Genomic DNA, 14040 nt, shown 5'->3' on the forward strand with positions numbered 1-14040 from the left:
CTGCTTAACAGAGGAAAGCTTTTAAAACTCCAGCCGATGATATTCGGCAACGGAGGCTGCGGCAGGTCTAGCGCGTTGTCTGGCCCAGTCTCTTAAAGCTGTGACCTGTTCTTGCATCGTTCTTGACAACGGCATTGTCGCCTTGAGTGCAGCTATAATATCTAATTGGGTGAACTCCCGATCTTGGGCAAAGGCTTCATACATCGCTGCCACGATCGCTTGTTCAATTTCTGCTCCAGAAAAGCCGTCGGACATCTTGGCTAGTTGTTCTAGATCAAATCTACCAATGTCTTCCCGGCGTTTGCTGAGGTGGATATTAAAGATATCTTGCCTTTCTTCTGGTGTTGGCAAATCCACAAAGAATATTTCGTCAAATCGACCTTTCCTTAAAAACTCCCCAGGTAGGCGCTCAACGCGGTTAGCTGTCGCCATCACGAACACTGGAGATTTTTTCTCTTGCATCCATGTCAGGAAAGATCCGAAAATTCTGCTTGATGTTCCCCCGTCGGAATCGCCAGAACCGGCACTACCCGCAAAGGATTTATCCAACTCGTCGATAAACAGAATCGTGGGGGAAATGGATTCTGCTGTTTTTAGGGCGTTCCGCAGATTTGCTTCACTCCGACCCACCATTGAGCCGTCGTATACTCGCCCCATATCTAATCGCAAGATTGGTAAACCCCATAATCGGGAGGTAGTTTTGGCAATCAGTGACTTTCCACAACCGGGTACACCGAGAATTAACATCCCTTTTGGTTGCGGTAAACCGTACTCTCTAGCTCTTTCTGTAAAGGCGTTTGAGCGTTGTTTGAGCCACTTTTTCAACTCTTCTAAGCCGCCGATCGCATCTATGGTTTCATCTTCTTCGATGTACTCTAAGATGCCATTGCGCCGAATTAGTTGCTTTTTCTCGGATAAGACTATATCTACTTCATCTTCCGTTAACCGCCCCGTAGTTACTTGCGCCTTACGGTATACTTTCTCCGATTCATCTTTAGTTAGACCTAAAGCTGCTCTGAGTAGTTTTTCTCTGGCTTCGGTTGTGAGCCGTCGTCCACGGTTTTGCTCTTGATGGTGGGTTAAAACTTTATTTAACTCTACCATATCTGGCAATTGGAAGTCTAGGACAACAACCTCTTTTTCTAGTTCTATGGGAACTTGCTGCATCGGTGACATCAAAATGATGTTCTTTTGCATTCCTTTGAAACTAGCGATCGCGTCCCGTAACGATCTGGTTGTTGCCGGCGCATCAATAAATGGATGTAAGTCTTTAAGAATAAATATACCGGGTTCTTTCTGGCGAATTATCCAATCAATGGCCGCTTCTGGTGAAACGGTATTGTGTTGGTTCGCAGTTCTGGGCTGACCATACTCGACGATACCGTGAGTTACTGTCCAAACATATAATTTTCGTTGGGGCTTTAACTCAGTAGTAGCGACTTTAAAAATAGCTTGCTCTGCCCGCTCTTCCTCGGAGGTCACAAGGTAGATTAAAGGGTATTGAGCTTGAATTAGAATATTGAGCTCTTCTTTCATACAATCAACCTACTTGAGACCTTTTAGAGACAGTACAATCATCGCTGTTGGCAAAATCTAAGAAATTACAAGTTATCTACTTATAATTACTAACTAGCAGGGAACCAATTCTTCCTCACCCTTGGGATGGGTTTCATTTTGTTCTCTTTGATCAATGGATAGATGTTCGCTTCCTATGACTCCTGGTTGATTACCCAAGGAAACTAATTCCCCATCTCGTAAGACCAGTGAAGTTTCGCAGGTTGGACATGAATAAAGTTTGTGTGTTCGCCCGTAGGAAGACGCTTCTATTTCTTCTACTAACTCTGAATTTGTTAGATAGAAATTCAGTGCCTGTTCTGCAAGTTCTGACATTGGTTCAGAATCGACGGCTGAACGAATCTTCAATTTTCTGTGCAGTTCTGGCGATAGATACAAAGTAACCTTTTGCTTAGTTTGCATATAACTATTTAACGGTCTTACCCGGGTATGTATTCAAGTTATCGGTTCTTTCATTGCTTGTCAAGATGGTTAGACGTTTTAACGGCTATTTCGTTACATTTGTTTACAAATCAAAAAAAGGGGGAGATAATCCCTGTAGCAATGGGGTTAATTTGTGAAAGAATAGCTCAGTAAAGAGTGTAAATTGTAAATAGTGGTGAAAAGCTATAGCCTGGGGCGGGTAATGTGTACGATTGCCTCTGTAAGCACAGCTATGATTTTGTGGGGTTGTAGTGGTAATGGGTTTGAGTCATCTAATCAGACATGGAAGACTTACAGAAATTCCCGTTATGGTTTTGAATTTCCTTATCCTGGTAATTGGGATGCCTTAGCAAATCCAGACAATAGTGATGGAATTGTTTTAGTTTCACCACAAGATAAAACTGTAGAAATTCGGTCTTGGGCTGGTAAGGAGTTGCCAAAATCAGGTAATTTAGAGGAAGAAATGGCAAAAAAGACTAACCACAACTTTCAAACAGCGCAAGGAGTTTCTGGTATACTTGTTGTTAAGGTGGATCAACAGGTAAGTTCTGTAAGATTAACAATCACTCGAAATCAAGTGGAATATTACTGGCAAGGACAAAGCAATAGCCAAAAATTTGAAACCTACTACCGATTGTTTTACTACATTGCTCGTGAGTATAGGATTTAAATCTATGGGATTTCATCAGGATTAATACCCAAGGTTTTCAGGTATGCGGATAGTTTTTCCTTTTGTTGACGTTCTTGAAGAGCTAAAGCCTCAGCTTGTTCTTTTGCCGCACGTTCTTGATCAGCCCGTTGCTGTTCTTGATTAGCCCGTTGTTGTTCTTGATCAGCCCGTTGTTGTTCTTGATTAGCCCGTTGTTGTTCTTGATCAGCCCGTTGTTGTTCTTGATCAGCCCGTTGTTGTTCTTGATCAGCCCGCTCATTGCCAGATAATAACATCTCACCGTCTGCATTCCACCACCGCAACCAAGGTATTTCTGTATCTTGTTGGATACCTAACTCTACCCCCATTGGTGGAATTGGATAATGCCCTCGTTCATTTGCCGGCACTTGTTCATACTTACCATCTACAAGATGATAAACCTCTACTGATGCTTTCTTGACTTCATAAATTGCATAAAAAGGAATGCGGATTGCCTGTTCATAAACCCAAAACTTGCCAGCTTTCTTTGTTTCCCCTGTTTTTTCATCAATATCATTTAATGATGTTGTATCTCTTTCTTCTGACCCATCCCCAGAAACAAATTCTATGGCAATTAATGGAGCGACAATTTCTTTCCACATCACATAAGAACGACGATATTCTCCTGCTAATAATGGGGTGACATGGGGAACATAAAACCAATCTGGTGCTTCTGCTCCTTTTGTTGGTGGTTCTGTGATTCGCCAATAAATCCCGCTATCTTGTCCGATACAATAATTTCCATCGGGATGGAGTTTTTGTAAAATTGGTTCTATAGAAGTTGTGAGAATTATACTTTGGGGTAGTTCTTGAAAATTTTTCACAAATGTTCCATCTGAATCTGGCAGTTGTGTGTGATCTGGGAGTAGGATTTGAGCATTTTCAGATGTAGTTGGTGGTGTAATGATTGGTTTTGTTAATACCATAGCAACTTCATCACCTTAATTTATTTTTCCTACTTTAACATATTTTATACGGTGGGTGTTTTCTTAGTAAAGACTACGGTAGATTACTTCTCTTACGCTGTTGGCATGGTATCAAATATAGCACAGTATAGTCAATTTGAGCGATCGCCCTACCACTACCGAAAAAATTAAAGTAGTCTGTAGGATGGGTCATTAAGATTCTGACGCACCTTATTTCTAAAAAACCATCAATGAAGAAATTAAAGTAAATGTCAACTTTGATGGATAATAATAATGAAAGCTTTGTCAGATAAATTGGATTTAAATAAACATGGAAGCAGCACTATTTTTAGCAAAATTGCCTGAAGCTTACCAAATCTTCGACCCATTGGTAAATGTACTCCCAGTAATTCCTGTTTTCTTCTTATTGCTTGCATTTGTTTGGCAAGCTGCTGTAGGCTTCAGGTAAATCAATCCATCCCTAGTTTTTGGGCAGGTATTATACACCTGTCCTATTTTTTCTTTACCTTATCTTAGCTTAAATAGATATTTATTAATATTTTGTAATAAAATCAGATAATTAAGTAAGATCAAGCCAAAAGCCACACAAATACCAAGGAATCAGTTATGGGTAACATCAAATTTGTCAAAGAGAATAAAGAAGTAGTGGCAGCCAATGGTGCAAATCTCCGACTCAAAGCTATAGAAAACGGCATTGATATTTATAAATTTTTGGGGAAAATGACCAACTGCGGTGGTGCAGGTCAATGTACTACCTGCATTGTTGAAATAGCCGAAGGACTAGAAAACCTCTCACCGCGTACCGAAGTAGAAACTCGAAAATTCAAAAACAAACCAGATAACTACCGTCTAGCTTGTCAAACCTTAGTTAACGGGGCAGTTAGTGTCATCACCAAACCTTAGAGTTATCCCAATACTTTTCAGTTAAGGAGTAGAGACGTTCCATGGAACGTCTCTACAAGGGTTTTCAGTTAGGAACGTAAATTAATATTTGTAGTGTGAGTTCCGCAGTACAGCCTTAATTGGGAATTTTTGTAACTCGTGTGATAATTCGTAATTTGCAATAGCAGACAATTTAGACTAACTCTGTCAAAGATGGTGCTATTCTAAAATTGTTAACTGGAAATCAAAGAGAGGCTATCTTGCCATGCAAGTTAATGAACTGGGGTTCGTAGCGAGCATTTTGTTCGTATTAGTCCCCGCCGTGTTTTTAATAATTCTTTACATCCAAACTGCCAGCCGTGAAGGTGGAAAAGATAGTTAATACCTTACCAATAAAATAAAAAACCCCCGCACAAATCATGTAGGGGTTCTGATTGATCACAGGAAATGGGGACTGAGGATAAATCAACCTTTCCCCTTTTCCCTATTTACTCAGCAACAGTTCTTGCTAACAACACCGGACAAACGGCATTAACGCGAACATAGTCAGACAGAGAGGCACCAATGAGTCTGTCTAAATCTACGAAACTCTTAGCAATAGATGGACGACGATCTGGAGAACCAAGCAATAACAAATCTATATTCAATTCCTCAGCTAGTCGGCAGATTTCTTGACCAGGATTACCAGTGCTGGTTACACAACGGGTTTGTACACCTTGTCTTTCTGCTTCTGCGACTGCTGAACCTAAAGGAGAATTTTTGTCTGGTTTAATTTCCGTAACTCCCGAAGACTTACCAGCTACATCAGTATTGATATTAGCTAGAACCAATTGGCCACCGGAAACACCTTGGACTAGAAAAAGACCTAATTTAAAGCAATTTAGCGCAGTTGGGGAGTTATCCATTGCCACCATCACACGCTTGATTCTTTTTACATAAATGTCATCTTTGACCAATAACATCGGTCGAGAAGACAATTGAAAAACATACTGGCTGACGGAGTTGGCTAAAATGGACTGTAAACGCTTGAGTCCCCGTGAACCCATAATAATTAAATCAGCGTCCATTTCTTCAGCCACTTGACAAACCACATCTTTGGCATCCCCTTCGCGTAAAATAGAGGAAACCTGAGTAGGGTCTAAGTTTAAAGACTGAATGGCATTAGCTAATATCTTACCACCTTCTTCCCATTTAGCTGTCATTGCAGCAGTGGTACTTTGTCCGGCTACAACGTGCAGAACTGTAACTTTTGCATTTTGGATTGATGGCATCTCTTTGAGCATCTTGAGCATTTCTTCTGCGTGTCCCAATCCAGAGACAGCCAGCAAAATTTTTTCTATCATTTTACGTTAATGGTTGTTAAGGTTTCTTAGGTTTCCCTACTAGCATTAAGCTTCAGGATGGGGTGATTCGATTTTTGCTGATCAACCTAATCAGTAAATAGCTATAAATAAATCCTGACTATTAGTATTTACTACTCAATTTCGATGATTAAGAGTAAAAGACTAATAAAATGTTAAGTTTATTTACGCCTAATTACTTAAAGTTGCAACTAGGTTGTCTATAGATTAAGCATACTCTTAATTTTGCCTGAAAAAGGTGATTAAAAATGATATTAGATATCTTTTTTAATCTATGTTAATCTTTTTTAATTAGATTTAAATTAAGTATTGCAAAGAAAAGTTTAAAATTGCTATTTCATAGGATTTACGCACTGTACAAAATGCAGATGATATAGGCAGGAGGCAGGAGCCAGGAGCCAGGAGCCAGGAGCCAGGAGCCAGGAGCCAGGAGCCAGGAGGGAAGGGGGTTTTAGCCTCGTTAATTTTTATTCACATAGTTATGTTTATTTGCACCCACCTACTTAGTTTCAGGCTTTTGTTATCCCATATTAGTGCGGTGCGTCAGATAGAGAAAATCTGTTGTGTATTAAATTATCGGGTCTGACGCACCCTACAAGAGATAAAATCCATATTTACTGACTTTTGTGGGTTTGTGGTGTATCTTAACCGAACAGTATTGAGTGAATAATTAATTTTGTCGAGGTAGTTAAAAAAGACTTTCTCAATAAAACTGAGGTTATTCTCAAGATTATTGAGAATTTTATCAATAACTCAACGAATTTTGGTCGTTTCAGCTAGGGGGTTGACAAGATTTATTTTTCTGCTATGTTTTTAATTATAATTGAACGGTATTGATCTGTTTTAAAATAAGCTTCAATCTCAGTGACGGCCTCCCTGGGTTTCAAACCCTTGATTTTTTATTAGTCCACGCAGATAGACTTTGCTTGTGTAGTAGCGTATCCTTTACGGAAGTCGTAGGCATCTTTTTAATCACTTTTTAAATATCATCTTAGATACCAAGATATTAACAATTTTATCTAAATATCTACTTTAAGGTAGATGCTATGGTTACTCAACCGACTGTTAGAGTAGTTAACGTGAGTCAGAATTTTAAAATTAGTGACTTTAGCCTAGATTATTCTTTTTGACGCACCCTACAGACTACAAAATAGGTTAATTAACGTAGTAATAGGAGAAATTATATAACTTTATGTTGTAGTAATAATAAGATGGAAATTACTGATTTTACTAATTGCGATCGCGAACCTATTCATATACCTGGTTCAATTCAGCCTCATGGAATTTTATTTGTTTTACAAGAACCAGATTTAACCATTTTACAAGTTAGTAATAATACCTTTAACTTAATTAACTGTCATCCTGAAAATTTAGTTAATAAACCATTAACAACCTTACTCAATTCCAAGCAAATAAAAGCCATCAAAGATTGTTCATTAGAAGATTTTAAAAAAATTAATCCTTTAAAGATAGTAATTAAAAATAAAAGAAAATTAGAAGCTTTTGATGGTATTCTTCATCGTTATGGGGGCTTATTGATTTTTGAATTGGAGTCTAGTCATTCTAAGAAAAGTCCTAGTTTTTTCGATTTTTATCATTTAGTTAATGGTTCAATCACTAAATTGCAAAAGGCAAGCACTGTAATTGAAATGTGTGCAGCAGCAGTCAAAGAAATACGGCGAATAACGGGTTTTGATCGCGTGATGATTTATCAATTTGATCTAGAAGGATCAGGAAAAGTCATTGCCGAAGAAAAGTTAGAAACATTGACTCCTTACTTAAATCTACATTATCCTGCTTCAGATATTCCCCAGCAAGCTAGACAGCTTTATACACTCAACAATTTGCGGTTAATTCCCGATGTTAATTATCAACCTGTAGAAATAACTCCAGTGGTGAATCCATTAACTAATAAACAGGTAGATTTAAGCTTTTCTGTTCTCAGAAGTGTATCTCCAATACATATTGAATATCTCAAAAATATGGGAATAGAGGCTTCTATGTCAATCTCGTTAATCCGAGATCAAAAATTATGGGGATTAATTGCTTGCCATCATTGTTCACCAAAATATTTAAATTATGGAGTGCGAACTGTTTGTGAATTTTTAGGTAAGATTATATCTTTGGAATTGGCGAGTAAGGAAGAAAATGAAGATTTAGATTACCAAATGAAATTAAGATCAATTCAATCTAGATTTATTGAATCAATGTCTAAATCGAAAAACTTTTGGCTCAATAATTTGGTTGAATCGGAAAATGATTTACTAGATCTTGTCAATGCTAAAGGAGCGGTGATATTTTTAGGAGAGGAATTAAATCTGATAGGTAACACTCCTTCAGAAGAAGATATACAAGAGTTGCTACTGTGGATAGAAACGAAATTAGAAAATAATATTTTTTATACTAATGAATTATCTAACATTTATCCAGCAGCAGAAAAATTCAAAGCCGTTGCTAGTGGATTATTTGCTTTAGTAATTTCTAAAGTTAATAGGAATTATATTCTGTGGTTTCGTCCAGAAGTAATTCAAGTTGTCAATTGGGGGGGTAATCCTAATAAGCCGATAGAAGTACAAGCAAATGGAAGGTTGCGTCTATCTCCGCGAAAATCTTTTGAATTATGGCAAGAAGCTGTTCGAGGTAAGTCTTTACCCTGGAAGCATTGCGAAATAAATGCCGTTGCTGAACTCAGGAGTGCGATAGTAGGGATTGTGTTACGTCAGGCGGATGAATTAGCGAAAATAAATATTGAGTTGGAACATAGTAATACAGAATTAGATGCTTTTGCTTACATTGCTTCCCATGACTTGAAAGAACCACTGAGAGGCATTCATAACTATTCGAGTATTTTGCTTAAAGAGTATAACAATGTAATAGATGAAGCAGGGGTTTCTAAATTACAAACTCTGGTACGTCTAACTCAGCGCATGGAAGACTTAATTAATTCTCTGCTGCATTTTTCTCGATTGGGACGTGTAGAGTTGTTGATAAACCGGACAGATATGAATGAGAGAGTGCAGAATGTAATTGAGATGTTAAAAATAAATTTGAAAGATACAGAGGTTGATTTTCGTATTCCTCGACCTTTACCGATTATTAATTGCGATCGCTCACAAATAAACGAGCTATTCACTAATTTAATTACCAATGCTATTAAATACAATGATAACATTCATAAATTGGTGGAAATCGGTTTTCTAGATTCTCCAACACAGGATACGCTAGTTTTTTATGTCAAAGATAACGGTATTGGTATTCGTGAGCAACACCAGGAGATCATTTTTCGGATCTTCAAGCGTCTGAATGAACAATCTCGATACGGGGGAGGAACGGGTGCTGGCTTAACGATTGTTAAGAAAATTATTGAGCGTCATGGAGGGAAAATTTGGGTAGAATCTATATATGGTGAAGGCAGCACATTTTATTTTACGTTGCCAGGTTAAAAGTAACAGATGACTGAAAGAAGGGATCAATATTTACTACTAATTGAGGACAGTGATGAAGATTTTGAAACGTTAAAATGGGTAATGGGTAAATTAAGTATTAACATTTATGTTTGTCGTTATACTAATGGTGATGAAGCTTTAAATTATCTCCATGCTTGTACAAATGAGGGTAACAACTTCAAAGAAAAATTACCAAAAGTGATTCTACTCGACCTAAATTTACCAGGAACTGATGGACGGGATGTGTTGAGGCATCTAAAGCAAGACACTATTTTAAAAAATATTCCCGTTGTTGTGTTTACTACTTCTTCTAACCCCAAAGATATTGAAATGTGTTATCAAGACGGAGTAAATGGATATATGATTAAACCAATTGATATTGAACAATTAATTAAAACTATTCAAGTTTTTTTTGATTACTGGTTTAAAGTTAGTGCCTTGCCTAATTCATTCAAGAGATAATTATGTCTCAGCAGGAAAGAACGATTTTGATTGTGGATGATTGTCTTGAAGATCGGGAAGTTTATCGCTGGTGTTTGCTTCAAGATTCTGAGTATAAATATACTGTTTTAGAAGCAAGTTCAGGTGAGGCAGGGCTGAAACTGTGTCAGGAAGTTAAACTTGATGGGGTTTTACTTGATTACCTGCTACCAGACCTTGATGGATTGGAATTTCTCACCCGTTTGAGAGAGCAATCAAGTCTGATTAAATTGCCTATAATTATGTTAACTGGACAGGGAAATGAATCTATTGCTGTGCAAGCAATGAAAGCGGGAGTGGAAGACTATCTAATTAAGGGACAACTAACTTTAGAAAATCTCCAGTGGGTTGTAAATTCTGCCTTAGAAAAGGCTAAACTACGCCTCCAATTGCAGGAAGCTGAAGTTGAAAGGTTAGATTTATTGAAGAGGGAACGAGCCGCACGGTTAGAAGCAGAGTCATCTAACCGCATCAAAGATGAATTTCTCGCTGTTCTCTCCCATGAGTTACGTTCTCCTCTCAATCCGATTTTAGGCTGGACACAACTTTTACAAACTCGTCAATTTAATGAAGCTCAAATTAAGCAAGGATTGGAAGTTATTGAGCGTAATGTCAAATTGCAAACTAGAATTATTGATGATTTATTAGATGTGGCTCGACTCCTACGTGGTAAGTTGGCTTTGCGAGTTATTCCTGTTAATTTAGTCTCGGTGATTAATGCGGCTTTAGAAACAGTAGAAACGGCCTCTGTTGCTAAGTCTATTACAGTAGAAACAGAGTTAGCCAATGTAGGAGAAGTTCAGGGAGATTCGGAGCGATTACAGCAGGTGATTTGGAATTTGCTCTCTAATGCTATTAAGTTTACTGCTGATGGAGGACGTGTTAAAATATCTTTAGAAAAGTGGAATGATCACCGCGCCAAAATAACGGTTAGTGATACAGGTAAAGGCATTAGTGCGGAGTTTCTTCCCCATGTTTTTGATGATTTCCGTCAAGCGGATGCTTCTACTAGCCGGACGGATGGGGGATTGGGGTTAGGATTATCAATTGTGCGCCGTTTAGTGGAAATGCACGGGGGTGTTGTGTCGGTTTTTAGTCCTGGATTGGGACAAGGTGCAACTTTTAGTGTGATGCTACCTCTGCAAGGGAATAATCTCAAGTTACAGCCGAAAAAAGAGTTTGTTGATCAAGTAAATTTGGCAGGGGTAAAAATTTTGTATGTTGATGATGAGCTTGATGGCTGTGAGTTATTTACTTGTTTAATGCAGGATACTGGGGCTACGGTGATGACTGCTATTTCAGCAGCAGAAGGATTTGCAGCTATGGGAGAGTTTCAACCTGATCTGTTGATTAGCGATATAGGTATGTCGATTGAAGATGGTTATACCTTTCTCAAACGAGTACGTTCTTTGTCCCCAGAAAAGGGAGGAAAAGTTCCAGCGATCGCTCTTACCGCTTATGCTAGACCAGAGGATGAACAAAGGGCGATCGCAGCAGGTTTTCAACAACATCTTTCTAAGCCTGTGGAATTGAAGGTTTTAATTGACTCTATTGTTAGGTTATTAAAATCTTAATAATTAGAATGAACCGCAAAGACGCAAAGAACGCAAAGGAAGAAAGAGGAAGGAAGTTTTTACTACCACCTTGGAATTTACAAGGTTTTGCGATACAAACAGTTCATTTGGTTAATGTTGAGGGAGTTGCGGGGTTAATTCCCTCTCCTTTAAAGATTGTTTCTGTCTACCCTGGTAAAACTCTCGCTAGTGTTTATCTATCTCAATACCAATCTGGTTCGGTTCTGGAGTACAGCGAGTTAATTGTTGTTCCGGCTTTGGTTCGTTATGGTGCTAAAGTTGGGGGTTGGATTTCTCATATTTATGTAGATCATCCTGATTCGGTGGTTGGTGGTAGAGAAATTTGGGGATTACCAAAAGAATTGGCTGAGTTTAGTTGGGAAGCAAATAAAAGGGTAACTGTTTGTTTAGGAAATCAACAATTTTGTAGTCTTAATTATCAACAGCAAAATTTAGCTTGGAGACAAAAATTCAAGGTGTTTGCTTTCAGTAAAATGGAGGGTAATTTGTTGATATTTCCGGCTAAGTTTAATTCTTTGCTCGGTTTTATTAGTTCCCAGTTAGAAATACCCTCCGAAAGTCCTTTTTTGGAAATTGGTTTAAATCAACCCTTTCTAACAGTCCGTTGTGAACAGTTAAATTTATCAGTTGACGCACCGATGGTTTTGCAATAGACATCTCCGAAAATTAAGTATGCGTGACCTAAAACCCCTGTAGAGCCGAGAATCCCTACCCATGGAACGTCTCTACAATCTTTACCGGAGATGTCTAATCTTTAAGTTCCTAACATTTGTAAGTTGTGTAAAGTCGCATAAAATCCACCCTGTTGTAGTAATTGTTGATGGCTTCCCTGTTCAATTAATTCACCCCGTTTTAAAACAAAAATTCGGTCTACATTGCGAATGGTAGATAGACGGTGAGCAATAATAATGGCGGTACGTTTTACTAACAACTGATTTAATGCTTCTTGAACTAAAGCTTCTGTTCCTACATCTAAACTTGCTGTGGCTTCATCTAATACCAACACTTGGGGATTACGAATAGCAGCACGCGCAAAGGCTAAAAGTTGTTTTTGACCACTAGAAATATTTGTCCCTCGTTCGCGTAATTGAGTATCATAACCTTGGGGTAATTGATTAACAAATTCGTCAATGTTGGTTTTTTTGGCTGCTTGTTGAATCTGTTCAAAGGTGTATTCGTCACCTAAACTAATATTGCTTTTCACATCTCCCGCAAACAAAAAAGCTTCTTGCAAAATCACCGTCATATAACGACGTAGTTCTGCTTGGGGAATTTGACGAATATCTATTCCATCTATCAGAATGCGTCCTTGGGTGGGTTCGTAAAGACGACACAAAAGCCGGATAATGGAACTTTTACCTGCGCCGGTGGGTCCAACTAGGGCTATTTTTTCTCCAGGATTGATGATGAAATCTAAGTCTTTAATTACATAATCATCGTCTTTGTAAGCAAACCAGACGTGTTCAAAACGAATTTCTCCCAGTTCGGCTGTAGGGGTGAAGTTTTGGGATTCTAATTTGGCTACTGTCTGATGAATATAGCTGGGTTGAAAGTCGAAATTTGATGGATAATCGCGGATTTCTATTGGTTCATCAAGTATGTCGCTAACTCGTTCAACGGCGGTAAATCCAGCTTGAATGACTGTGAATTTTTCGGCAAAATTTCGCAGAGGATCGAATAATTGTTGGGCGTATAAAATAAATGCTGATAATATCCCAAAAGTCAGATTTTGTTTCAACAATAATAAACTACCTACCCATAATACTCCAGCGATCGCTATTAAACTCACCCATTCCAAAGTCGCTGACACAGCCGAATCATACCAAATAGTTGTATCTAATTCCTTAACATAGCGGTTGTTGCTGGCTCGAAATAATTCACTATTAAATTTCTCTCGGCGAAACAACTGCACTACATTAATTCCCACAATATTTTCTTGTAATTGGGAATTTAAACTAGAAAGTTCTTCTCGTGTTTTGTAATTAGCTTGGCGGTACTGTTGCTGAAAGTAGATAATTAACCAGGTTATTGGTATTAACATTAATAGCAGCAAAGACGCAATCTGCCACTGAATAGAAAACATCAAACCGACAATTACCAACATTGATAATAAATCGGAAATTATCCCAATTGCACCGGTAGAAAACACATCTCCTAAACTTTCTACATCACTGGTGAGTCTGGTAATTAGTTTACCTACTGCTGTCCGGTCAAAAAATCGCACTGCTAGGGATGTGACATGGTGAAATAAATCTTCCCGAATGGCGGCGGTGATTTGTTGTCCTAGTCTTTGTACTAAGTAACCTTGAATACCAGTTAATGTGAGACGAATAGCGATCGCTCCGAGTAGCATGACTTGGAGAATATTTAATCCTTCCCACAACGGGCGATTTTTCAGAAATTCGTAGGTGCTTGGTTCTTGACGAATTAGAGAAATAGCCTGTCCCACCAACATCGGTTGGATAGCATTAGCTATAGCGATGGGAATTAGTAAGGACATGGATAATGCTAACAGTTTCCCATTGCGTTTTCCATAGGGTACTAAACGTAAAAATAACCGCCAGTCATTTTCACGCCGACGGTATTTTTGATCAGGTTTTTCTTGTGTTTGGTAGACGACCATAAAACTTTTTTTTCATGCAGAGGCGCAGAGGCGCGGAGAGG

13 protein-coding genes are annotated in these 14040 nt (G+C 38.4%); 8 read left to right on the plus strand and 5 right to left on the minus strand.

Annotation, left to right across the window (positions count from 1 at the left end):
- Positions 1-21: 21 nt before the first annotated feature.
- Positions 22-1536 (minus strand): AAA family ATPase, encoded by a 1515-nt coding sequence (locus tag VB711_RS05885; RefSeq protein WP_323284840.1) that lies wholly within the window; start codon positions 1534-1536, stop codon positions 22-24.
- A 93-nt stretch (positions 1537-1629) separates the two neighbouring features.
- Entirely contained in the window at positions 1630-1977 is a 348-nt protein-coding gene (locus tag VB711_RS05890; protein WP_323284841.1) for a hypothetical protein, read from the minus strand.
- 223 nt (positions 1978-2200) lie between these two features.
- On the opposite strand from VB711_RS05890, the gene VB711_RS05895 reads away from it, so the two are divergent.
- The gene (locus VB711_RS05895; RefSeq protein ID WP_323284842.1) at positions 2201-2668 is read left to right on the plus strand and encodes a hypothetical protein; all 468 of its coding nucleotides are present in this window, start codon (positions 2201-2203) and stop codon (positions 2666-2668) included.
- Positions 2669-2670: 2 nt separating this feature from the next.
- Here VB711_RS05895 and VB711_RS05900 read toward each other — a convergent pair whose 3' ends face one another.
- On the minus strand, positions 2671-3612 hold the full coding sequence (locus VB711_RS05900; RefSeq protein ID WP_323284843.1) for a Uma2 family endonuclease: 942 nt from the start codon (positions 3610-3612) through the stop codon (positions 2671-2673).
- 310 nt (positions 3613-3922) lie between these two features.
- Here VB711_RS05900 and VB711_RS05905 point away from each other — a divergent pair, with 310 nt between their 5' ends.
- The 3 genes from VB711_RS05905 to psbM all read left to right on the plus strand — a co-directional run bounded on the left by VB711_RS05905 (position 3923) and on the right by psbM (position 4876).
- Positions 3923-4060 (plus strand): photosystem II reaction center protein K, encoded by a 138-nt coding sequence (locus VB711_RS05905; RefSeq protein ID WP_323284844.1) that lies wholly within the window; start codon positions 3923-3925, stop codon positions 4058-4060.
- 158 nt (positions 4061-4218) lie between these two features.
- Positions 4219-4515, plus strand: coding sequence for a 2Fe-2S iron-sulfur cluster-binding protein (locus tag VB711_RS05910; RefSeq protein WP_323284845.1), 297 nt, complete (start codon positions 4219-4221; stop codon positions 4513-4515).
- 244 nt (positions 4516-4759) lie between these two features.
- Positions 4760-4876 (plus strand): photosystem II reaction center protein PsbM, encoded by a 117-nt coding sequence (gene psbM / locus VB711_RS05915; RefSeq protein ID WP_083389570.1) that lies wholly within the window; start codon positions 4760-4762, stop codon positions 4874-4876.
- Positions 4877-4982: 106 nt separating this feature from the next.
- Here the strand turns inward: psbM and VB711_RS05920 are convergent, their stop codons facing one another.
- Positions 4983-5837 carry a universal stress protein gene (locus VB711_RS05920; RefSeq protein ID WP_323284846.1) on the minus strand — a complete coding sequence of 285 codons (855 nt, stop codon included), beginning with the start codon at positions 5835-5837 and terminating at the stop codon, positions 4983-4985.
- A gap of 1229 nt (positions 5838-7066) precedes the next feature.
- Between VB711_RS05920 and VB711_RS05925 the strand changes: the two genes are divergently transcribed.
- Genes VB711_RS05925 through VB711_RS05940 form a run of 4 tightly spaced genes read left to right on the plus strand, consistent with a single transcriptional unit; the run spans position 7067 to position 12029 of the window.
- Positions 7067-9298 (plus strand): ATP-binding protein, encoded by a 2232-nt coding sequence (locus VB711_RS05925; RefSeq protein ID WP_323284847.1) that lies wholly within the window; start codon positions 7067-7069, stop codon positions 9296-9298.
- A 9-nt stretch (positions 9299-9307) separates the two neighbouring features.
- On the plus strand, positions 9308-9763 hold the full coding sequence (locus VB711_RS05930; RefSeq protein WP_323284848.1) for a response regulator: 456 nt from the start codon (positions 9308-9310) through the stop codon (positions 9761-9763).
- A gap of 2 nt (positions 9764-9765) precedes the next feature.
- Positions 9766-11355: a response regulator gene (locus VB711_RS05935; RefSeq protein WP_323284849.1), complete on the plus strand. Its 1590-nt coding sequence runs from the start codon at positions 9766-9768 to the stop codon at positions 11353-11355.
- A gap of 8 nt (positions 11356-11363) precedes the next feature.
- Positions 11364-12029: an acetoacetate decarboxylase family protein gene (locus VB711_RS05940; protein WP_323284850.1), complete on the plus strand. Its 666-nt coding sequence runs from the start codon at positions 11364-11366 to the stop codon at positions 12027-12029.
- Between the two features lie 101 nt (positions 12030-12130).
- On the opposite strand, the gene VB711_RS05945 is transcribed toward VB711_RS05940, so the two are convergent.
- Positions 12131-13999 carry an ABC transporter ATP-binding protein gene (locus VB711_RS05945; RefSeq protein ID WP_323284851.1) on the minus strand — a complete coding sequence of 623 codons (1869 nt, stop codon included), beginning with the start codon at positions 13997-13999 and terminating at the stop codon, positions 12131-12133.
- Positions 14000-14040: the final 41 nt, after the last annotated feature.

The organism is Cronbergia sp. UHCC 0137 (assembly GCF_034932285.1).
Taxonomy (GTDB): Bacteria; Cyanobacteriota; Cyanobacteriia; order Cyanobacteriales; family Nostocaceae; genus Cronbergia.

Bases quoted from the DNA above. Each gene is read 5' to 3' on its own strand.
- VB711_RS05885 (WP_323284840.1), bottom strand. From the start codon at position 1,536: ATGAAAGAAGAGCTCAATATTCTAATTCAAGCTCAATACCCTTTAATC.
- VB711_RS05890 (WP_323284841.1), bottom strand. From the start codon at position 1,977: ATGCAAACTAAGCAAAAGGTTACTTTGTATCTATCGCCAGAACTGCAC.
- VB711_RS05895 (WP_323284842.1), top strand. From the start codon at position 2,201: ATGTGTACGATTGCCTCTGTAAGCACAGCTATGATTTTGTGGGGTTGT.
- VB711_RS05900 (WP_323284843.1), bottom strand. From the start codon at position 3,612: ATGGTATTAACAAAACCAATCATTACACCACCAACTACATCTGAAAAT.
- VB711_RS05905 (WP_323284844.1), top strand. From the start codon at position 3,923: ATGGAAGCAGCACTATTTTTAGCAAAATTGCCTGAAGCTTACCAAATC.
- VB711_RS05910 (WP_323284845.1), top strand. From the start codon at position 4,219: ATGGGTAACATCAAATTTGTCAAAGAGAATAAAGAAGTAGTGGCAGCC.
- psbM (WP_083389570.1), top strand. From the start codon at position 4,760: ATGCAAGTTAATGAACTGGGGTTCGTAGCGAGCATTTTGTTCGTATTA.
- VB711_RS05920 (WP_323284846.1), bottom strand. From the start codon at position 5,837: ATGATAGAAAAAATTTTGCTGGCTGTCTCTGGATTGGGACACGCAGAA.
- VB711_RS05925 (WP_323284847.1), top strand. From the start codon at position 7,067: ATGGAAATTACTGATTTTACTAATTGCGATCGCGAACCTATTCATATA.
- VB711_RS05930 (WP_323284848.1), top strand. From the start codon at position 9,308: ATGACTGAAAGAAGGGATCAATATTTACTACTAATTGAGGACAGTGAT.
- VB711_RS05935 (WP_323284849.1), top strand. From the start codon at position 9,766: ATGTCTCAGCAGGAAAGAACGATTTTGATTGTGGATGATTGTCTTGAA.
- VB711_RS05940 (WP_323284850.1), top strand. From the start codon at position 11,364: ATGAACCGCAAAGACGCAAAGAACGCAAAGGAAGAAAGAGGAAGGAAG.
- VB711_RS05945 (WP_323284851.1), bottom strand. From the start codon at position 13,999: ATGGTCGTCTACCAAACACAAGAAAAACCTGATCAAAAATACCGTCGG.